Origin of the sequence: Neiella holothuriorum (genome assembly GCF_019457915.1) — a bacterium.
GTDB lineage: Bacteria > Pseudomonadota > Gammaproteobacteria > Enterobacterales > Neiellaceae > Neiella > Neiella holothuriorum.
Genome location: NZ_JAHZSS010000005.1, coordinates 33274 through 53055, shown reverse-complemented (window position 1 = coordinate 53055; position 19782 = coordinate 33274). Strand labels below are relative to the sequence as shown.

16 protein-coding genes are annotated in these 19782 nt (G+C 47.4%); 13 read left to right on the top strand and 3 right to left on the bottom strand.

The annotated features are described in order from the left end of the window. Positions 1-8: 8 nt before the first annotated feature. The 5 genes from K0504_RS06060 to K0504_RS06040 all read left to right on the top strand — a co-directional run bounded on the left by K0504_RS06060 (position 9) and on the right by K0504_RS06040 (position 7141). Positions 9-926, top strand: coding sequence for an AAA family ATPase (locus tag K0504_RS06060; RefSeq protein WP_220103284.1), 918 nt, complete (start codon positions 9-11; stop codon positions 924-926). A 9-nt stretch (positions 927-935) separates the two neighbouring features. Beyond that, on the top strand, positions 936-1985 hold the full coding sequence (locus K0504_RS06055; protein WP_220103283.1) for a DUF58 domain-containing protein: 1050 nt from the start codon (positions 936-938) through the stop codon (positions 1983-1985). Beyond that, positions 1906-4011, top strand: coding sequence for a transglutaminase family protein (locus tag K0504_RS06050; RefSeq protein ID WP_220103282.1), 2106 nt, complete (start codon positions 1906-1908; stop codon positions 4009-4011). Before K0504_RS06055 ends, K0504_RS06050 begins: the two co-directional genes overlap by 80 nt. Before the next feature lie 96 nt (positions 4012-4107). Continuing rightward, on the top strand, positions 4108-5517 hold the full coding sequence (locus K0504_RS06045; RefSeq protein WP_225918001.1) for an OprO/OprP family phosphate-selective porin: 1410 nt from the start codon (positions 4108-4110) through the stop codon (positions 5515-5517). 52 nt (positions 5518-5569) lie between these two features. Then, a complete protein-coding gene (locus K0504_RS06040; RefSeq protein WP_220103281.1) occupies positions 5570-7141 on the top strand; it encodes a BCCT family transporter in 1572 nt (523 codons plus the stop codon). A gap of 46 nt (positions 7142-7187) precedes the next feature. Here the strand turns inward: K0504_RS06040 and K0504_RS06035 are convergent, their stop codons facing one another. From K0504_RS06035 to K0504_RS06025, 3 genes are all read right to left on the bottom strand, one after another. Then, positions 7188-7892 (bottom strand): 3'-5' exonuclease, encoded by a 705-nt coding sequence (locus K0504_RS06035; RefSeq protein ID WP_220103280.1) that lies wholly within the window; start codon positions 7890-7892, stop codon positions 7188-7190. 28 nt (positions 7893-7920) lie between these two features. Beyond that, complete coding sequence (locus K0504_RS06030; protein WP_220103279.1) at positions 7921-9819, bottom strand: DUF294 nucleotidyltransferase-like domain-containing protein; 1899 nt, start codon at positions 9817-9819, stop codon at positions 7921-7923. A 227-nt stretch (positions 9820-10046) separates the two neighbouring features. Next, positions 10047-10970 carry a M14 family metallopeptidase gene (locus K0504_RS06025; protein ID WP_220103278.1) on the bottom strand — a complete coding sequence of 308 codons (924 nt, stop codon included), beginning with the start codon at positions 10968-10970 and terminating at the stop codon, positions 10047-10049. Between the two features lie 756 nt (positions 10971-11726). Between K0504_RS06025 and K0504_RS06020 the strand changes: the two genes are divergently transcribed. The 8 genes from K0504_RS06020 (at position 11727) to K0504_RS05985 (ending at position 19773) form a co-directional block, all read left to right on the top strand. Beyond that, entirely contained in the window at positions 11727-13130 is a 1404-nt protein-coding gene (locus tag K0504_RS06020) for an undecaprenyl-phosphate glucose phosphotransferase (protein WP_220103277.1), read from the top strand. 223 nt (positions 13131-13353) lie between these two features. Next, positions 13354-13851, top strand: a complete 498-nt coding sequence (locus K0504_RS06015) for an FxDxF family PEP-CTERM protein (protein ID WP_220103276.1) — start codon at positions 13354-13356, stop codon at positions 13849-13851. 177 nt (positions 13852-14028) lie between these two features. Then, positions 14029-14901 carry an EpsD family peptidyl-prolyl cis-trans isomerase gene (locus tag K0504_RS06010; protein ID WP_220103275.1) on the top strand — a complete coding sequence of 291 codons (873 nt, stop codon included), beginning with the start codon at positions 14029-14031 and terminating at the stop codon, positions 14899-14901. A 66-nt stretch (positions 14902-14967) separates the two neighbouring features. After that, positions 14968-15762: a polysaccharide export protein EpsE gene (gene epsE / locus K0504_RS06005; RefSeq protein WP_220103274.1), complete on the top strand. Its 795-nt coding sequence runs from the start codon at positions 14968-14970 to the stop codon at positions 15760-15762. 101 nt (positions 15763-15863) lie between these two features. Then, complete coding sequence (locus K0504_RS06000) at positions 15864-16727, top strand: polysaccharide biosynthesis tyrosine autokinase (RefSeq protein ID WP_220103273.1); 864 nt, start codon at positions 15864-15866, stop codon at positions 16725-16727. 13 nt (positions 16728-16740) lie between these two features. Then, on the top strand, positions 16741-17676 hold the full coding sequence (gene xrtB / locus K0504_RS05995; protein ID WP_220103272.1) for an exosortase B: 936 nt from the start codon (positions 16741-16743) through the stop codon (positions 17674-17676). Then, the gene (locus tag K0504_RS05990; RefSeq protein WP_220103271.1) at positions 17673-18452 is read left to right on the top strand and encodes an exosortase C-terminal domain/associated protein EpsI; all 780 of its coding nucleotides are present in this window, start codon (positions 17673-17675) and stop codon (positions 18450-18452) included. Before xrtB ends, K0504_RS05990 begins: the two co-directional genes overlap by 4 nt. Beyond that, positions 18442-19773, top strand: coding sequence for a hypothetical protein (locus K0504_RS05985; RefSeq protein WP_220103270.1), 1332 nt, complete (start codon positions 18442-18444; stop codon positions 19771-19773). The genes K0504_RS05990 and K0504_RS05985 overlap by 11 nt, the downstream gene beginning before the upstream one ends. Positions 19774-19782: the final 9 nt, after the last annotated feature.

Genomic DNA, 19782 nt, shown 5'->3' with positions numbered 1-19782 from the left:
AGTGTGGTATGTCCTTATTGCAAGATCTGATTGATGAGATTGAAAAAGCCCTGAGCGGCAAGCGTGACGCCATTGAACTGGCCGTCTGCTGTTTACTCAGTGGCGGCCATCTATTAATTGAAGACTTGCCTGGCATGGGAAAAACAACCCTCGCGCAAGCGTTAGCCAAAGCGCTAGGGTTGCAATTTCAACGGGTTCAATTCACTAGCGATCTATTACCGTCTGATATCACTGGCGTTAGTATCTATTCACCCAAATCAGAGCAATTCGAATTTGTCGCTGGGCCTGTCTTTAGCCAATTGTTGTTGGCAGACGAAATCAACCGAGCGACGCCAAAAACTCAAAGCGCGCTGCTAGAAGCCATGGAAGAGCGACAAGTGACGGTTGATGGCCAAACCCGCCCCTTACCAGAGCCATTTTTCGTCATTGCCACCCAGAATCCTGTGTTTCAATCTGGCACTTTTGCATTGCCGGAATCGCAGCTTGATCGTTTCCTCATGCGCATCGCCATTGGCTACCCAACCGCAGCTGCCGAAAGGCAAATGCTCAAAGGCGAATCGGGTCGTATCAAGCTCAATGAAATTAAGCCGCCAATGGATTTGGCGAGTTTCCAACAGTTGCAACAACAAGCTCAAGCCATCCATTGCGCTGATGCTATTTATGATTATGTGCAACGGCTTGTCGATTTCAGCCGCAGTCAGCCAAGCTTTGCTGTTGGCTTATCGCCGCGCGCAAGTCTGGCGTTACTTCAATGTGGCCGTTGCTGGGCGATGCTTCAAGGCCGCAGACATGTTTTGCCCGAAGATATTCAAGCGGTGTTGCCGTCCGTGGTTGAACATCGATTGCATGAGCCAAACGATCAGTTAGGGCAAACGGGTAGTGCGTTGAGCCAACAGCTATTACAGCGTGTTGCCGTTGTGTCGTAGTCATTGTTCATGACTGGACTATTCGACAAGGTAAAGGCATGGTTTAAGCGGCCAATTAATCGTTGGATTGCGCGAAAACTACCGCCTGCGCAACAGGTTCAGCTAGGCCTGAATTCAATCATGATCTTACCAACTAGGCTCGGCTTTGTGGTGTTGGGGCTCATCGTATTGCTGTTGTTACTCGCGATTAACTATGAAAGCAGCATGGTGTTTGCCCTTTGCTTCGCTTTGCTCGCGGTTTGGTTATTGGCGCTGCACTGGACATTTCAAAGCTTGTCGGGGTTAACCTTGCGGCTAAAAGGATCACGCCACGTGCATGCTGGCGATGATCTCGGCTTTGACATTGAGATTGGCAGCGCTGATCAACGCCCGCGTTATGCTATTGAATTGTATTGGCAACCTCAGCAAATAACTCGGTTTGATGTACCTGCACATGCGTTGGTTCAGCAACAGGTGTTCTACCCAACCACACGTCGTGGCTATTTACAGCCTGAGCGATTACAAGTGGTGAGCTGTTACCCGCTAATGTTATTCCGAGCCTGGAGCAGTGTTGCGTTTAATAGCCAAGCGTTGGTTTATCCAACGCCAACCGCTTGTGACATGCCAGAGCCCAGCGCAGTGCATTCAAACCAAAGCGCTTCGTCGAAGCCGGCTCCAGGCTTTGATGAATTAGCGTCGGTACGGCCATATCGTAATGCCGATCCGCTTCATCATATTGCTTGGAAGGCAAGTGCCAAACGGCCCGCCGATTTGGTCAGTAAGCAATTTGAACAACACCAGGATCAACGCTTGTGGTTGAACTATCACGACATGCCTGGGCCTGATCACGAATCGAAATTGAGCCAGTTGTGTTACCTGTGCTTGCAATATCAGCAGCAACCGATCGACTTTGGCTTGATCTTAGCCGACGGCATGATTGCGCCTGACCGCGGCGCTAAGCACATGATTCGCTGCTTGACGCAATTGGCGCTGCAACCTTATGTCGCAGGCATTCAAGCGAATTACAGCCGCCATGCTGATGCTAACGGAGGCCATGATGCTGCAACAACGCCCCGTTAGTCGCACTGCGCTGATTTGGTTAATGGTCCTACAGTTGGCGGTGTTGGCGCCGCTGGCAATTAATTTACCGGCTTGGCTCATTGTGTTGAGTTTAAGCTGCTGGGGCTGGCGCTTAGCCTTGTTGAATGGGCGGGTATCGCCGCCAGGCAAGTGGTTTAGTGGTTTGGCGGTGGTGGTTTGTGTGGCACTTGTTGTGCTACTCGAAGGCCGCTTGCTGCACTTAAAAGGTTTTGCCCTGTTGCTGGCTTTTGGCTTTATTTTCAAGCTGATTGAATTGAAGAACCTGCGCGATGCATTTCTGGTGTTGGTGTTGGCGGTGATGTTACTTGCGGTGAATTTGCTGCTGTCGCAAACCCTCGTTGTATCGATTCTAAGTGCTATCAGCTTTTTTGTGTTGTTGTGCTGCTGGATTGGGTTAAACCACATTGGCGCCGAGGTGCAGTGGCGTCAGCCAATGCGACTGGCTGCACAGCTTTATGTGATGGCAGCGCCAATTGCCATTGCATTGTTTTTACTGGTGCCACGAATTCCGCCGTTTTGGCAGGTATCGCTCAACACCGGGCAAGCGCAAACAGGCTTGTCTGATCGCATGTCGCCGGGCGATATCTCGCAGCTTGTTCGCTCCGATGAGTTGGCATTTCGAGTTAGCTTTAACCAAGAGAGGCCGCCACAGCAAGCGTTGTATTGGCGCGCCGTGGTGATGACGGAATTTGATGGCCGTAGTTGGCAACAAGCCAACCAACAATGGTTTGGTCGCAATCCTGTTGCGAACCCAGCTTGGCCCAAACCACTTGATCCGAAGGCAACGCCTTGGGTTTCATGGCAGGGGCAGCCAAAACCGTGGGCAGAGCAGAGTAGTGGCGCGCCTCAATACAGCGTGATTTTGGAAGCGTCGCAGCAACATTGGTTACCAGCATTGGCGATGCCGACCAGTGCTGATCCCAACATTGGTTTAGTCGCCGATCAGCGCTTAGTGCACCGCCGGCCGGTTTTGCAGCGTATTCAATACGAGGTTTCTAGCCGGGCAACGCCACTCGACAAACATGCGGAACAAGCCATCGTTAGCGAGCATCGAACGTCCTATTTAGACTACCCCAAAGACCTTAACCCGCAAATTCAGCAATATGCTGCAGCACTGTGGCAACAACAACCGCGGGTGAACGCTTTTGTGCAATCGCTAATGCGCTATGTGCGCCAGCATGATTATGCGTATACGTTATCGCCGCCGCTCGCTGGGTTAAATGCCGTTGATGAGTTTTGGTTTCAACATAAAGCGGGCTTTTGCGCCCATTACGCCAGTGCCTTTGCGTTGATGTTGCGGGTGGTTGGTATTCCAAGTCGGGTTGTTGGCGGTTACCAAGGTGGCGAGTGGGATGAACAGGCCAATTACTTACAAGTGCGTCAGTATGATGCTCATGCTTGGGTTGAATACTGGCAGCCTGATGCCGGATGGATCCGACTCGATCCGACCGCAGCCATTGCGCCAGAGCGAATCGAATCATCATTCGTTCAAAGCCTTAGAATGCAACAGTTTGAGCATTCCAATGCGTTATCAAGCTGGCGCTTTAGCGGTAGTGAATGGCTGTTGTCTTGGCGCCAACGTTGGGATCGTTTGGAGTATTTATGGCACCGAAATGTGTTGAACTATAAGCAACAACAGCAGCTCGAATTATTAAAACGGTGGTTTGGCGATTTTGATTGGCGCCAAATGTTGGTCGGGCTGGTCATTGCTATTAGCGGCTTTCTTACAATCATCGCGCTTTGGCAAAGCAAGCCTTGGCGACGCCCAAAGGTTGACCCACAAGTCGCGCTATTTACTGACTTTTGTCGCAAGCTTAAAAAGCTCGGTGTTGAGGTTGATGAAGGGTTGTCGCCAAACGCGATATTGACTCAGCTTGATGATATACCCGCGCAGAAACAAACCAGAATCCGATCGTGGATCGCCCAATTCGTGGCGCTGCGATTTGAGCCGAATACGCCCCCGCAGCACTATCGAGAATTAAAGAAACGCCTGAAACAAATTTAAATGGCGCAGATAGGTTGGCAAATACGTCGATTGCTAACTAGGCTAAAGGGAATTCGAATTTTCAAAAAAAACAAATGCTTACTAAACGGAATTGACATGTTAAAACTAGTTACAGTTTTACGGTTCAAAATCGCGTTGTTGCTTACCCTAGCTATAGCTCCCTTTTCCCTCTCCGCCCAAACACTTGAACAGAAAGTTGCCGCACTCGAAGCGAAAATAGAACGACTTGAAGCGCTCATTGAGGCGCAAGCCAAACAGGCCCAATTGCCATCCTCTGAAGGTGACGGCGTTAGTGCAACAGAAGCCACAGGCCTGAGTGATGAAGACCTTGCTAAAAACAGCTCTGAACAGAAGGACGAAGCCGGCAATGAGAACAGCGCTGAGTCGTCTGCAGTTGCATTAGCCGCTGACGATAACGTTGAGGTGGCCGCCAACAATGAACAAATGTCAGGCGTTGAACTCGGTGGTGCGGTGCGTTTTCAATACAGTTACGAAGCCTACGATAGCGACAATAAAGATCGCGGCGGGGATTTTGATTTCGATACTTTTCGTCTCGATCTTAATGGCAATGTCGGCGATGTCATTTTATCGGCTCAATACCGCTGGTTCGATTACATGGACGTTATCCATCATGCGTGGGTAGGGTACAACTTCTATGAGGAGCAGCAAGCTCGTATCGGCATCACCAAAGTGCCATTTGGCATTTTGCCTTATGCGTCTCACAACTTTTTCTTTAGCGCTAATTATTACGTCGGATTGGAAGATGATTACGACATGGGCGTGAACTACAGCTATGTCACTGCGAGTGATCAACTTGATTTGGCGTTTTACAAAAACGACGAACAAGGCGGCATTGATGGCTATGTGTCGGATCGCTCTGAGCGATATTCCTATGATGTCGTCGGGGTGCGCCTCGAAGGGGAAGGGATCTTCGATGTGCCGACGTTGCAAGCGGCCGAAACCAATACCCTAAATGGTCGCTACGCGCACATCTTTAACTTCGATCAGATGGCGGTGGAAGTTGGCGTGTCAGGTCAAGTTGGCCAGCTTGAACTTGATCAAGGAAAAGACGGTGATCATTTCGCGGCGGCTTTGCATAGCGTGATTGATGTGGGCCAATGGAATATTCAACTGCAAGCCAGCACCTACGAATACGATGTTGATGGCATGAACGTGGATCAAATGGTGGTTGGTGCGTATGCGTTCTTTGACACAATTGCTGCGGAAGCCGATTTGTATCTGGCTAATATTGCCTACAGTCAGCCGGTGCAATGGGGGCCGGTGAGTAACCTGACCTTCTATAATGACTACACCTTAGTGTCAGGAAAGTCGGGCAATTTAGAAGATACTTTCATGAATGTAACCGGCGTTGCTGTCACTGCCGGCGGTTTGTATACCTACTTCGATTACGTGATGGCCGAAAATCAACCATTCATTGGTGGCAGTATGGCTGGCGATGGCGATACCGAACACCGTTTTAATGCCAACTTTGGCTATTACTTTTAATGGATTTTAAGCCCCCACACCTCCCCATAAGTCCTATTAACAATGAGAAATTATGAGTAAGCCTAGCGATAAATACAGTATCGAAAGCACCGACTACACGGTTGGTCAGGACAATATTCAGAAATGGGGATTTGATATTCATAACCCGGTTTTTGGCACCAGTGCAGGTTTGGTGTTGTTGTTTCTCGTTGCCGTGTTAGTGAGCGACACGCACGCCGCCAAAGAAATATTAGATGGCTTTAAATGGCAAATTATCGGGACCTTTGATGCGCTGTTTATGTGGGCTGGCAACATTTTTGTGGTGTTCTGCATCGTACTGGCGATTTCTCCGTGGGGTCGCATTCGTTTAGGTGGTGTTAATGCCAAACCTAGTCATTCGAGACTGTCTTGGTTTGCGATGTTATTTGCTGCTGGCATGGGCATTGGCTTGATGTTTTGGGGCGTTGCTGAGCCGGTGGCGTATCTGACCGGCTGGTATGAAACGCCGTTGGGTGTTGAAGCGAATACCGATGAAGCGGCGCGATTAGCGTTGGGCGCAACCATGTACCACTGGGGGCTGCACCCTTGGGCTATTTATGCGGTGGTTGCTTTATCGTTGGCATTCTTCACGTACAATAAAGGGTTACCATTATCGATTCGGTCGATATTTTATCCCTTGTTGGGCGACCGCGCTTGGGGTTGGCCGGGCCATGTGATTGATGTGTTGGCGGTGCTTGCTACGTTGTTTGGCCTCGCGACATCCCTTGGTTTAGGCGCGCAACAAGCCGCAAGTGGTATTAATCACGTGTTTGGGGTGGACGGCGGTATCGGTTTGCAAATGCTGGTGATCTTGGTGGTGACCGCACTGGCTGTGATTTCCGTGATGCGCGGTCTTGAAGGTGGCGTGAAAGTGTTAAGTAACGTCAATATGGTCATTGCTGCTGCCTTGTTGGTCGGCGTGGCTATGGCGGGATTTGCCGTCGCCATGGGCACTATTCCCACGACGCTGATCGCCTATGTTGAACATATTATTCCGCTTAGCAATCCTCACGGTCGCGAAGATGAAGCCTGGCTGCAAGGCTGGACGGTGTTTTATTGGGCGTGGTGGATTTCGTGGTCGCCGTTTGTGGGCATGTTTATTGCGCGCGTGTCTGAAGGGCGAACGATTCGGGAATTCATCATCGCAGTTTTACTTATTCCGACGTTAGTGACTGTGGTCTGGATGTCTGTTTACGGCGGTATTGCCATTGAACAAGTGATGAATGGGGTGGGTACTTTAGGTGAAAAAGGGCTGACCGATGTATCGCTGGCAATGTTTCAAATGTTTGATGCCTTGCCCATGAGTTCATTGTTATCGGTGATCGCCATTGTGCTGGTGTTAGTGTTCTTCATCACGTCGTCGGATTCAGGGTCTTTGGTGATCGATAGCATTACGGCCGGTGGTAAAATCGATGCGCCTGCACCGCAGCGGGTGTTTTGGGCAGTGGTTGAGGGTGCAATTGCGGCGGCTTTGTTGTGGGTTGGTGGTACTGAGGCCGTGCAAGCATTGCAAGCTGGCGCCATTTCGTCTGGTTTGCCATTTACTTTTGTGCTGTTACTAATGTGCGTCAGCTTGGTGATGGGGTTGCGGACAGAGCAGCGCTAACAGATTGAAATGAGTATCGCAGCTTAATGCGTATTGAGTAGGGCTTCTACATCCACAAATCTTGAAGCGGCGTGTCCCGGCGGTAATGGTGTGCAAGTTGTGCCTGTAGCAGCTCGGCGGTGGCCAACGCGTCGGTTAGTGCGTGATGCTGATTATAGACCGGCAAGCCATAGCGCTTGCGGCTATCAGTCAAGCGTGTTGAGCCAATTGGCGCACCAAATAACTTACCCAGTAAACCGCGTCTCGCATCAAGCGCTCGAAATTCGAGTTCCATGGTGTCGATCAGCGGGAACAGCAAGGTATCGCCTAATACCTGCTGAATTTTATTTCTTAGAAACGCGCGTTCCAATTGGTGGTAATGAACCACCACAACACTGCCTGCCAATACCGTTAATAGCTCCGTGATCACCTTATCAAAACGCGGCGCGTCAGCGACTTCTGCGTGGGTAATTTGGTGTAGGACTACCGACTGTTCATCCAAAGGCGTTGTGGGTTTGAGAAGCCAGTGGCGTGCTTGGCGACAGAATATACGGTTTAAGTTAAACGGCACCAAACCCATGCTCACGATATCGTTGTCATTCGAGTCCAAACCGGTTGTTTCAAAGTCCATTGCAACCATGTTGATGTGACTAATGGGCGTGGTGCCGGATGTGATCACTTGTGAGTAGAAGTGCTTGAGCCTGGCATCGCTCGCTTGATGCTGCAACGCTTGCACGCGATCGTGCCAATTTATATTGTTTGAATGAGTCATGCCCTTGACTCCATAAGTACGTTTCGACTCACTGCATTGCTCGATTGTTGCTGTAACGGAATTTTAAGAAGTTTTGCGCATTGCTCACGAGCTGAAATGCTTCTTTTAAATTTCGTTTATCGAAGCTCGATAAATGTTCTGGCTCAACATTATTGTCAGCCGCTCGATTGGCTTCAATGTCCATGGCCTGATGCTTGATGCGAACCATAGAAATGTACTCAAGTGCATCACTTAAATCAGTGGCTTTACCGGCTGGCAAAATATTGGCTGCGGCAATGTCTTCTAACCGTTCAAATGAGTTTTGGGTGCGCGAGCCAACCGCCAGCGCATGAACTCGAATAACGTCGGTTAATGGTGCCGTGCCACGTCGTTTGAGATTAATGGAGTTTTTGTGCTCGCCGTCTTTTTCCATCACAAAGTCTTTAAAGAACCCAAGCGGTGGTGTGCGATTTAATGCATTGCGCGCCAAACAGGCTAAAAAGCGCTGACTGCTTTTTGCCTTGGTGGCAATAAAACGATTTAACGTGTCGGCCCATTTGATATGGCCATACACGCCCTCTAAATCGAAGAAAATTGAACTGTGCAGTAGTGCTTTAGGGCTTGGGTGCTCAATCCAATCTTCAAAACATGATTGCCACTGACTGACCGTTTTACGCCACATAGGATTGGTGGCCATAATGTCACCACTGCAATAGCGATAACCGCAAGCATTCAGGCCATCGCATAGGAAGGTTGCCAGCGCTGCAAAGTAAGCGTCATGTTGAGCTGAGTCGTAGCTGTCATCTAATACCAGCGCATTATCTTGATCGGTCACAATTAACTGCTCATCGCGTGCCATTGAGCCCAATGCCAACAAGCAATACTTCACCGGTGGCGGCCCTAACGTATCTTCTGCAAGCTCTAATATCCGCTGTTTAAAGCTTTTGCCAATGACCGACATGGCACTACCGATCATATGAGAATTGGAGTCTTCTTTTACTAGGCGGACAAAAATGTCGGGTAATTGTTGAGCGTAATTGGCTAGCTCCTCGATCGATTGTTGATTAAATATACCGCGCACAAATAGAACACTGCTTTGCGATTCGTGGCGCAGTAAATCGGACAGTGACAGTACGCCGACAGGCCGCTTGCGATGAACGATCGGCAGGTGGTGAACGTTCTGACGCAACATAATGAGCATGGCTTCAAATACATAGGTATTGTCATCTGCAACCAATAGATCTTGGGTCATGATTTCGGCAACAGCCGTGGCTGGATTAAGATCGGTGGCCAACACGCGCCGCCGCAAATCACCATCGGTCACGATACCTATGACTTGGCCATCATCGTCTTCAGGATCATTGGGTAAGGGTTTTTCCGGATCGGTCACTAACAGTGATGAAACGCGCTCATGGCTCATCAGCATGGCGGCTTCTCGAATGCTGGTATGCTTGGCAACACTCACCACCTGACGATGTAGCAAGGTATTCACTTTGACAGTGGAGAGGTCATTATTATCGGCAAGGTTCGATACCGCTTGGCGCAGTTGCGCACCGCTATCAGGATCGAAAAAGTCTGCGAAAACGTCGTAATCGTCGCAGTAGCTAAAAAATATTGCGTCGGGAATACAGTAAACCAGAGAATCTTCCAGCGCTGTTGCAGGAAAGCGAACCTTCCGATTCATCAGCAGACCGGTATGACCGAACAATTCGCCCTGTTCGAGTCGGTTAAATAGTTCGCCATTGCGTTTATAGACCTCAATAGAGCCACTTCTCACCATATACAAATCGGCAATGGGCTCACCGAGTTGGAGAAGTTCGACGCCTGAACGGTAATAGGCAATTTCCACATGGGCGACTAAATTTTTGAGTGCAAGATCGGGCAGCTCATTAAACGGCGGATACTGGACGAGAAACGCATACACTTCCTCAAGTTCTACATCAGCCATCATGCACTCCGTATAGGCGCTCGCCTGTTACTCAATCAAAATAAGTAACTGTCGGTTTTAATTTATAAATTTTAAGACTCACCAAGCGTAGTTGAGCTTTGAAGTATCGGCACTACGGCATTGCGATGAGGCGAAAAATAACCCCGCTTTGATGGCATGTGGGCGAGAGAAGGGCGAATGTTCGCCCTTCATAAGGGGCAACGCCCTAGCGGCGATAGAACGAAGGCTTATGGTTGAGCCATCAAGTATGACAAGCCACCGGTAATGGCTGCTACTTGCGCTTGAATACAAGTTTCGTCATCAGCATTTGGACTATCCGGATAAACCTCAGTGGTTGTCACAAAGGCCGCGTTGGTAAAACCACCACATAATCCCAGCTTGCTTTTGCTGTAATTAATCACACCGCGTTGTTCAATAGGCGCGCCAATGATCTTGCCTTGTTCGTCTGCCGGTGCAATGTGGGTAACCGGCTCAACCGCATCAATAATCGCTTTTTGAAATGCCGGTACAGGTTTTTCGGTGTCGCCCACTAAATAGAAGCCGTCAGGAATATTCCAATTGTCATGGGTTACCCCGTCCCGAGCAGCTAATGCAGGGCGAAATTCACTGTTGTCGCTGTCAGTGGTTTCGTGTAAATCAAAATGGGCATAAATCGGTACGTCCAATGACGCGATGAACGCCATCACTTCGGCAGCTTCCTGTGCTGGTGATTCAGCGTAAAAAGAGCGGTTGGGATCGATGGCGTTTGGGTTCCAGCGGTTTATAGATTCATAGCCCCAGGGGCTAATACAGGGAACAACCACAATATTGAAGTGCGCCTGATATTTCTTCATCTCAGTTTGAGCAAAGCGAATGGCACCTTGTACGCCACTGGTTTCATAACCGTGAACGCCGCCGGTTACCAGAATGACAGGCCGTTCGGGTTGCCATTGCAGGCTTTTGAGCGCTAGTAACGGATAAGTTTGCTGCTCGTAGCACAATTGCCCGTATTGGATCAGCTCGCAATCTTGTTTAAGCGCATCGAGCTTTTTGACGACTTCTTGCTGATAAGAGCGTTTGATTGACTGGGCCTGTAGCCATTGCGACTTTTCTGCGGCAGACCAAGGGCACCCAGGAGTACCGACCGGATATAGGGATTGTGTTTGCTTCATTGAATACCTCTTTTAAGACGCCACAGGTTAGGGCTAAGGCCGGTTTCAAGCAAGCTCTGATGATCATCAACTCTGTCATAGCAAGGACTGGTTCCAAAATGGGCGATTCGCTAACACTTAAAAATAACCCCAATCTTAATTTTAGAGCTAATTGTTTTTAGAGTTTTTATTTAAATTAATGGTTTATTTGAATGACCTAAATAAGGGAGTGTCGGTTATTTTTGGTGCTTAGTTAGAGTTAAATGTTACGCCTGGTTAATTGTTTGTTAATTAAATGTTTGTTTTGTCCTTATGGAGGGTGTGGTCTATTGTTGCGCTAAAAAAATGTTTTATTAAATATTTTGTTTAGAGGTTATTAATTTAGTTTATTAGCTGTTTTTGTTTGATTTAATAATAACAGTTATTTGCATTGTTTTTTATGGTTGAGCGGCTAGGAGATTATTTGGGGCGAATCTGCTTGGTTGTTCTTCACTTCAAGTTTTTTGAAAAAATCCTTATTGCTCATTATCTATTCGGTTCTTTAATTGCATGTATTATTTGTCTAAATATTTTTTTGCATTATTTTTGTGAGCTGACCTATGTTTAGTGAGCTGTATTGTTTGTCGTTATTTTGAATGAAATAAAAGTGTAAGGTTATGTCAGTCCAAATGTAAAAGTTTGTCTCTTTAATGGCTGTGTCGAAACCTTTTTGATGTGTAGTGCATTTTGTTAATGGTGTTTTTCTTTATTAGCAAATTACTTTTGTGAGGACGTGCTATGGATAAGGAATTAGCTAGTAACTCTGGGTTTATAAGAAGTCACCAAGAGCAATTTACATTTTTCTACAAAGTCGTTGATCTGTTAATCGTTTTTTCTAGTTTGTTTTTGACTAACGGTTACTTTTCTCTAGGCATGTCGAGTGGTGAGTTATTGACGGTGGCTTTAATTTCAGTTGTCGCCTTTATATTTGTTTCTCAAAGCATGGATTTATATCGGAGTTGGCGATTTGCGACATTCAAAGAGCTGTTATCGACAGCTAGCCTCACGAACTTGGTGACGTTTTCGGTTATTGGCATTGCGATTTATTACATCAATGTCGTTAGCCTTATGCAAATTGAGGTGATGCTGTTTTGGTTTGCAAGTGTTTGCGGAATTTCTGTTTTTTGGCGAATGATCCTTCGTGAAGTGTTGAAACTCATGCGCCGCAAAGGTCATAACGCGCGGCGAGCCATCATCTTAGGTTTAACAGAGTCAGGCATGAATCTGGAGCGTTCGTTAATGAATAACGAACAGCTCGGTGTCCGCATGATGGGCTTTTTCGAAGATAGAAACCCCGAACGATTCGAGCCTCCGATGCGCGAAAAAATCGTTGGCACCATAGAGCAAGCAATTGAAAAAGCTAAAAATGGTGAAATCGATTTAATTTATATTGCCATGCCACTTAAAGCTGAAAAGCGCATTAGTGAAATTATTAATCGTTGTGCCGATTCAACGGTTGACGTTCATATCGTTCCCAATTTAGTCATGTACAAAATTCTAAATTCTCGCTGGTATGGCGTCGGTAATGTGCAAACCCTTAGCGTGTTTGACTCGCCGTTAGCGGGGCCGTCTATCTGGCAAAAACGCATGTTCGATGTTGCAAGTTGCGGCTTGGGTCTTCTCCTTATCTCGCCCCTCATGCTGCTCATTGCGTTGCTGGTAAAAGCGACCAGTAAAGGCCCTATCTTTTATGGTCAAATCCGTATTGGTGCTGACGGTAAAGAGTTCAAAATGTGGAAGTTTCGTTCGATGACGACCGGTGGTGAGAACCATCAAGGCTGGACTGTCAAAGACGATCCGAGAGTCACAACGGTTGGCAAATATTTACGTAAAACGTCGCTCGATGAATTGCCTCAGCTGTGGAATGTCGTCATTGGGGACATGAGCTTGATTGGCCCAAGACCCGAACGACCAATGTATGTCGAGCAATTTAGAAAAGAGATCCCTTACTACATGCTTCGCCACAAAATGAAATCAGGCATAACTGGCTGGGCACAAATCAACGGTTGGCGTGGTGACACATCCATTAGCAAGCGAATCGAATGTGATATCTGGTACATCAAAAACTGGTCATTTGGTTTGGATCTTTCCATCGTGTTTAAAACCTTCTGGAAAGGCCTTGTGAACAAAAATGCCTATTAATGGGTTAGGGGAGCTAGAGCAATGTGGCTCACCTAATTTCAGGTTCGTTGTTATCAGATGGTGCTTGAATGCAGTTCGTCGGGCGGTATTTGGTAGTTAACTTCGAAGTGGGGCGTTGTGGATGTGTTGCCCTTGAACAAGTGCCGAACTCTTTAGGGTCCGGTTTATTTTAAAGTCATGTCTGGGTTACGCGCGAACGTGTCCCATGACAAGGAGGAATGGTATGTCGATTCGCGGTTTTATTTCGACGTTAGTTTTGATTTGCAGTATCGCTGCAATTCCTACCAAAGCTATAGCGCTAACCACGTTTGACGGTGGTCAGCACGGCGAGCTGGAAGTAGGTTTTGAAATTATTGATACTCCGTCGGTATTTTCGGGCGTCTTTGAGTTCACGCTCTCTGAGGTTTCGTATTTATCGTTTACAGCAATTTCAGGTGCATTTATGCCTGTGTCGTTATCGTTGTCTTCTCTCGATAGCGCCACGACTTATGCAGGAGCTTTGCTTGCGCCAGGCTCTCAAGTATATGCGTCTGACATAATGCTCAACTCTGGCAGCTACAAGTACGTTGTTAGCTCTGAAAGCTCAGCAAACGTTGGTTCAGTATTTGGCTTTGCTTCGTCAGTAACGCCAGTACCTGAGCCAAGTGTTTATGCCATGTTGTTTGCTGGTCTAGGTGTCGTTGGTTTTGCCGCGCGCCGTCGCCAACGCAACAAGCAATAGCTGTAAGTAATATAAACCTGTCAAGGGAAAGTCAGCAGTATTCCCTTTTATTTATCTATTACTTTTACAATAAATTCTAAATTTAAACTCATTAAATTAGATCTATATGTTTTAGTGGGTTTTATGAATTTGATGATGCTTTTAAATTTAATCGTTTAATAGTTTATAGGTGATGATATGTGGCTGACATTAATTCGTTTGGTGTTTGTTCTATTTGTTGGGCCCTTCATGGCGGTGGGGTGTGGAACTGACGCAGAAACATCGTCGCAAGTGATCGCTAAAGTCAACGATAGTGAAATATCAATTCATCAGCTAAATAGCGCTCTTAGTCAAGCTGCTACTGTGCCACCTGAAGAATTAGACGATTATCAAAGGAATCTTCTTGAGCAGCTGGTTGGTAAGTCATTGCTGGTAGAGAAGGCTGTTGAAATTAAACTTGATCGCGATCCTAATGTTATGCGGGCAATAGAAGATGCAAAAAGCACTATTTTAGCGCAAGCCTATGTGGCGCGACTAAGTCAAAGTTCCCGAATTTCAAATGATGATGCGCAAGCATTATATAACGCTCAGCCGTCTGTGTTTGCTAACCGAAAATTATATACCTATCGACAATTAGAAATATCTATTCCTGAAAGCCAAGCTAAAAACTTTCGCAATCAAGTTGTTGCAGCCGCTACCTTAAATGAACTTGAACGATGGCTTGAACAACAGCAACTTACCTTTACCGCGCAAGATATGGCTAATTTTTCAGAAAATATTCCTCTTGAACAACTCGATAAAATGGTGGCGATGGAAAAAGATCAAGTTGCCATTTTTAAAGGAAAAAATACAACGACATTGGTTTACCTAAAAGAATCAACGCCAATGCCATTGAGCCTTGCAGAGGCTAAACCCCTGTTAGAAAAACATTGGCAAAAAAAGAATATGGAACAGTTAATGCACAAAGAGTTGTTGCGTCTTAAGACGCAAGCTGACATTGCCTATTACGGAAAATTTAGCGATTTGAATGGCAATGGCCACGCGAGCGATAAGCCGGTTTCATTGCAATAGTTTTGATTTATTAAAACGCTGCCGGTACGGGAACTTTGGCAAGCGTTATTGATGCTAGGGATGTGCATGTTTAGAAAAATAGTTATTTCCACATTAGCGAGTTTGTGTCTGTTCATAAGTCATAGCGCTATGGCCAGTGACTACTTGTTAGCGTCTGGTGATGTGGTACGAATTTCGGTGTTTAACCATCAAGATCTTAATGCCGAGGTCCGTGTTTCTGAAGATGGTTCGATCAAGTTTCCTTTGATTGGATTAGTGCCGGTTGCAGGTAAAAGCATTCGGTACGCTGAGAGCGAAATTGCTCGTTTATTAAAAGCGGGCGGCTACGTGTTAAAGCCGCAAATTAGCTTGTTGGTGACGCAGTTTATTGGTAGCCAAGTTTCCGTTTTAGGCTTTGTTAACCGGCCAGGACGGTACCCCATCAATTCGGCTGAATTGCGGTTAACCGATGTGTTGGCGATGGCTGGGGGGATTTCATCAACAGGAGGCGAAGTGGCCGTTGTTAAAGGCACTAGAGATGGCCTCGCATTCCAGTTGGACATCGATATTCCAATGATTTTTGAGTCTAACTCACCCGAGCAAAACCCATTAATCATGGCTGGCGATTCAGTTTTTGTTGATCGGGCCCCTGTGTTTTATGTCTATGGCGAAGTGCAGCGACCAGGTGCGTTTCCATTGATGCGCCATATGACGGTAATGCAAGCCATTTCAACAGGCGGAGGGATCACCTTGCGTGGCTCAAGTAAAGACATCGTGATCAACCGTCCAACGGCATCTGGTGCGAATCAAGAAATAAAAGTTGAATTGACCGACAGGGTCAGTTCGGGCGATGTGATTTTTGTACAAGAAAGCTTTTTTTAAAGGTTAGTTTCAAGCGGTTAAGTTGCCGGCGAACAGTAGGTTGATTGGCGCCAGAAAACCCGATGATTCGGTGACGGATAAACTTAAAAACGGAGTTTGAAATGGAAACAGTATTAAAGCTTGAAAAGCGCCCGAAGCAACTCGCTCTTGGCGATATTTTGATCGCGTCCGGGCGCTTGGATAAGGATAAGATCAAACAAATATTGACTGATCAACAACAGACGAAACGTTCATTCGGTGAATCAGCCGTGGCATTGAACCTAGTGTCACAAGATGACATTGCTCAAGCGTTGTCACAGCAGTATGACTTCCCTTATCTCAACAAAGGTGACAGCAACGTTGATGAATCAATCATTGCTGCATACCAACCTCAGTCATCTAAGGTCGAAACTTTTCGTCGTATTCGCAGCAAGTTAATGTTGCGTTGGCTGGCTGCCGAAAAACCCAATAAAAAATTAGCCATATACGCTGAAGAGCCCGAATCTGGTTGCTCATGGATGACAGCCAACTTAGGCGTGGTGTTTGCTCAATTAGGCGAGCGAACCTTGGTTATCGACTGCGATTTACGCCAACCGTCGCAACACGAATTATTTGGTTGCTCCAATAAAAAAGGCTTGTCAGGCATTTTGCGCGGCGCGTATGGGCCAGAAGTGATCCAACCGGTTCAAAACCTGAGCCAATTGCAAGTGCTAACGGCAGGTCCGGTGCCCCCTAATCCACAAGAGCTACTCTCGCAAAGTTCATTTGGCCAGTTGCTTAACACCTTGCAAGAACGCTTTGATGTGATCTTGATTGATGCCCCTGATAACCGCAGCGGCGACGCGCAATTGGTGCTCGTTCAAACGGGGCAAACCATCATAATGTGTCGGAAAAATTCCAGCTCCGTTGAAGCTACTCGGCTGCAACTCGAACAATTGCGGGAGCTTGGCGTGACCATCGCTGGCTCTGTGCTCAATACGTTCTGAGGTACCAGATTTGATGGAACTATTGGCTAGCTCACTACAGGACAAAAGCAAACGCTATACAGGGTTGCCACTCACTGTATGGGGCTGTATTGCGTCCCTTGTCGCTGCTTCGCTGTTATACGTTCCTACCTTTTTATCGTTGTCTCAAAGCCTATGGGCAACGGATCAAAATGCCCATGGCCCGGTTGTCTTAATCATTTCGCTCGCACTCCTTTACATTCGCACTAGCGAAGCCTTACGACAGGGAATGGTAGCGCCCAACGGTCGTGCTAGTGGTTTAGCGGCTTGGTTGCTATTTGTCGTGTCGTTAGTGCTGTATGTGGTTGGCAAATCACAGTCGGTCTACATCTTCGAAGTAAGCAGTTTTATTTTGACGGCGCTGGCGATGAATGCACTGTTTCTAGGTTGGCGTGTCGTTGCTAACGCTTGGATTGGCTACTTTTTTTTATTGTTTGTTATTCCATTTCCTGGCTCGGTGATTGATGTCGTGACGCAACCGATGAAACTTGCCGTATCGATGGGAGCCGAGCAGGTGTTGTATCAGCTGGGTTACCCCATTGCCCGGGCTGGTGTTGTATTGAACATTGGTCAATACAAACTGCTAGTGGCCGATGCGTGTGCTGGCCTCAATTCGTTGTTTACCCTCGAAGCACTGGGCTTACTGTATATGACGTTAGTTAAGCATTCGTCTATTTGGCGCAATGTCACCATGGCAATCCTGATTGTACCAATCAGCTTTCTGGCCAATCTGATTCGAGTGCTAAGCCTTTGCTTGATTACTTATTATTGGGGCGATAGCGCAGGGCAGGGCTTCATGCATGATTTTTCCGGCATGGTGCTATTCATTTCTGCCCTGATCATCATTTTGATGGCGGATAGTTTTATCCGAACGGTGATTAACTACTGCCGCAAGCAATCGGCCGTGCCTGCAGAGAAGGGGGCGGTATGAAGGGTATGAATCGGCCAGCGTCTGCTTTTCAGTTAGTGATCGTTGTTAAGTTCGTGGTCATTGTTGCGTTGCTACTGGCTAGCTATCTGGCGGCCCAAATATTAACGCCAACCAAGAAGGTGACACCCCTCGATTTTGACGTCAAGCAACAGCTCCCGGCGAGGTTTTCAGCTTGGCAGCAAGTCGACTCTCCATTTATGCAGGTCAGTGTGGCGACCGAAAACCAGCCTTACGATCTGGTTGAAATGGTCAATTACCAGCACCAACAAGGTCATATCATCATGTTGGCGTTAGCTTGGGGGCAGCAGCAAACGCAAGAACTCAAAATTCACCAGCCGCCGCTCTGTTACAAAGCCCAAGGCTACAAGGTCGAAACCCTAACGCCTCAAAAATTCAACTTAGGTAACAACAGTCCGGTGCAGCTAGTAGCAGGTGTGACTATGACCACTCGAAATGGTTATGGCATCGAAGTTGTGAATTATTGGATGCGAATTGGCGATTTTTTCAGCACGTCAGGGCAACAGACACGCCAACACATTTTTCAGCAAGGGCTTACCGGTCATATACCTGATGGCATCTTGGTTCGAGCTTCAACTCGAGCGGGGGCTAATTTGTCTGAGGACGAAGCGGCCACCTTGCTTGCACATTTTCTTAAAGACTTTGTTTCTGCGTCTTCCGAGCCCCTGCAGCAATTAATGCTTCAATCGGGCGAGCCCAACTTACCGCAAATTGCCCAAAATCGACTGAGCGAAAGGAATGCTGGCCATGAGTATTAATCAATTAATGGAACTATTTAAAGCCCGTCTATGGTTTCTGGTGCTGATACCTATCGGTGTTGCTGTTGCGGTATTTATTATTGGTAAGCTGATGTCGCCGACCTTTACCGCCGCGTCAAAGATGGTCGTTAATATTGAGTCGCCCGATCCGCTGGTGCGAAACGTACCATCAAATCTCTTCCCACTCATTATTGCCACGCAAGTCGAAATCATTCGCTCAGATCGTGTCGCAGTCCGTGCCGTTGAGCTGTTGGGGCTCGATGAATCGCCTGAATTTACCGAAGCCTGGCTGCAGGAAACGCTGGGCGTTGGTGATAAAAATCTTTGGATCGGTGCTTTGTTGCGACGCAGCCTGGAAGTGGCGCCAGCACGAGATAGCAATGTACTCAATATTGTTTACACCAGCTCGGATGCCGAAAAGTCGGCCCAAATTGTCAATGCATTCACTGAAGCCTACAAGCAAATCGCGCTTGATATTAAGGTTCAGCCAGCTAAGCAATACGTTGAATGGTTTCATGGACAAGTGGATAACCTGCGTGATCGTTACCAAGAGGGTTTAACCGCACTTACTGACTATCAAGTGAAGCACGGCATTGTGGGCGACTACGGTAAGTTGGATTTAGAAACCATGAAGCTGGCGGACATGATGAAGCAGCTTACCTTGGTGCAGGGCATGCAGGTCGACACCATGTCGAAACAAGGCGCGGGAGGCAACAGTGACGTGCTCCAAGAGGTACTGAACAACCCACTGATCTCAAATATGAAATCTCAGCTGCTTCAACTCGAAAAACAGCGCTCAACGGCAATGGAGCAACTGGGCGTTAACCACCCCATCGTCACTTCGCTCAACGCTGAAATAGCGACGGTTATGGCAAAAATCGCGTTTGAAACAAGTCAAATTACCAGCTCGATTGACTCAAGTGAGCGCATTACCAGCTCGCGCATCTCCGAATTGATCCTAGCCATAGAGAAGCAAAAAAGCGTGGTGTTAGAGCTGCGTCGTCACTCCAACTATATCGCCTTATTGCAGCAAGACATTGTCAATATGGAGAAAGCATTTGATTTAGTGAATGACGGCTTGTCGCAAGTGAATCTATCCAGCCAAAAGCAGGCCATCGATGTCAGCGTGTTGTCGTGGGCTTCGGCGCCCCTAAAACCAACCGGTCCACGAACCGGCTTGTTTACGGTTGCGGCCTTTATTTTTGCAAGCTTCATGACCGCCGTTGGCGTGGTCGGCAGAGAGTTGGTTAGCCCGAAGGTGAGAAGTATCGAAGATCTCACTGCAATGCATGGCTCTATGGAGTTCGCAATTGAGATTTAAATCTCAATT

Excerpts from the sequence above, each read along its gene's own strand:
- K0504_RS06060 (WP_220103284.1), top strand. The coding sequence starts at position 9 with ATGTCCTTATTGCAAGATCTGATTGATGAGATTGAAAAAGCCCTGAGC.
- K0504_RS06055 (WP_220103283.1), top strand. The coding sequence starts at position 936 with ATGACTGGACTATTCGACAAGGTAAAGGCATGGTTTAAGCGGCCAATT.
- K0504_RS06050 (WP_220103282.1), top strand. The coding sequence starts at position 1,906 with ATGTCGCAGGCATTCAAGCGAATTACAGCCGCCATGCTGATGCTAACG.
- K0504_RS06045 (WP_225918001.1), top strand. The coding sequence starts at position 4,108 with ATGTTAAAACTAGTTACAGTTTTACGGTTCAAAATCGCGTTGTTGCTT.
- K0504_RS06040 (WP_220103281.1), top strand. The coding sequence starts at position 5,570 with ATGAGTAAGCCTAGCGATAAATACAGTATCGAAAGCACCGACTACACG.
- K0504_RS06035 (WP_220103280.1), bottom strand. The coding sequence starts at position 7,892 with ATGACTCATTCAAACAATATAAATTGGCACGATCGCGTGCAAGCGTTG.
- K0504_RS06030 (WP_220103279.1), bottom strand. The coding sequence starts at position 9,819 with ATGGCTGATGTAGAACTTGAGGAAGTGTATGCGTTTCTCGTCCAGTAT.
- K0504_RS06025 (WP_220103278.1), bottom strand. The coding sequence starts at position 10,970 with ATGAAGCAAACACAATCCCTATATCCGGTCGGTACTCCTGGGTGCCCT.
- K0504_RS06020 (WP_220103277.1), top strand. The coding sequence starts at position 11,727 with ATGGATAAGGAATTAGCTAGTAACTCTGGGTTTATAAGAAGTCACCAA.
- K0504_RS06015 (WP_220103276.1), top strand. The coding sequence starts at position 13,354 with ATGTCGATTCGCGGTTTTATTTCGACGTTAGTTTTGATTTGCAGTATC.
- K0504_RS06010 (WP_220103275.1), top strand. The coding sequence starts at position 14,029 with ATGTGGCTGACATTAATTCGTTTGGTGTTTGTTCTATTTGTTGGGCCC.
- epsE (WP_220103274.1), top strand. The coding sequence starts at position 14,968 with ATGTTTAGAAAAATAGTTATTTCCACATTAGCGAGTTTGTGTCTGTTC.
- K0504_RS06000 (WP_220103273.1), top strand. The coding sequence starts at position 15,864 with ATGGAAACAGTATTAAAGCTTGAAAAGCGCCCGAAGCAACTCGCTCTT.
- xrtB (WP_220103272.1), top strand. The coding sequence starts at position 16,741 with ATGGAACTATTGGCTAGCTCACTACAGGACAAAAGCAAACGCTATACA.
- K0504_RS05990 (WP_220103271.1), top strand. The coding sequence starts at position 17,673 with ATGAAGGGTATGAATCGGCCAGCGTCTGCTTTTCAGTTAGTGATCGTT.
- K0504_RS05985 (WP_220103270.1), top strand. The coding sequence starts at position 18,442 with ATGAGTATTAATCAATTAATGGAACTATTTAAAGCCCGTCTATGGTTT.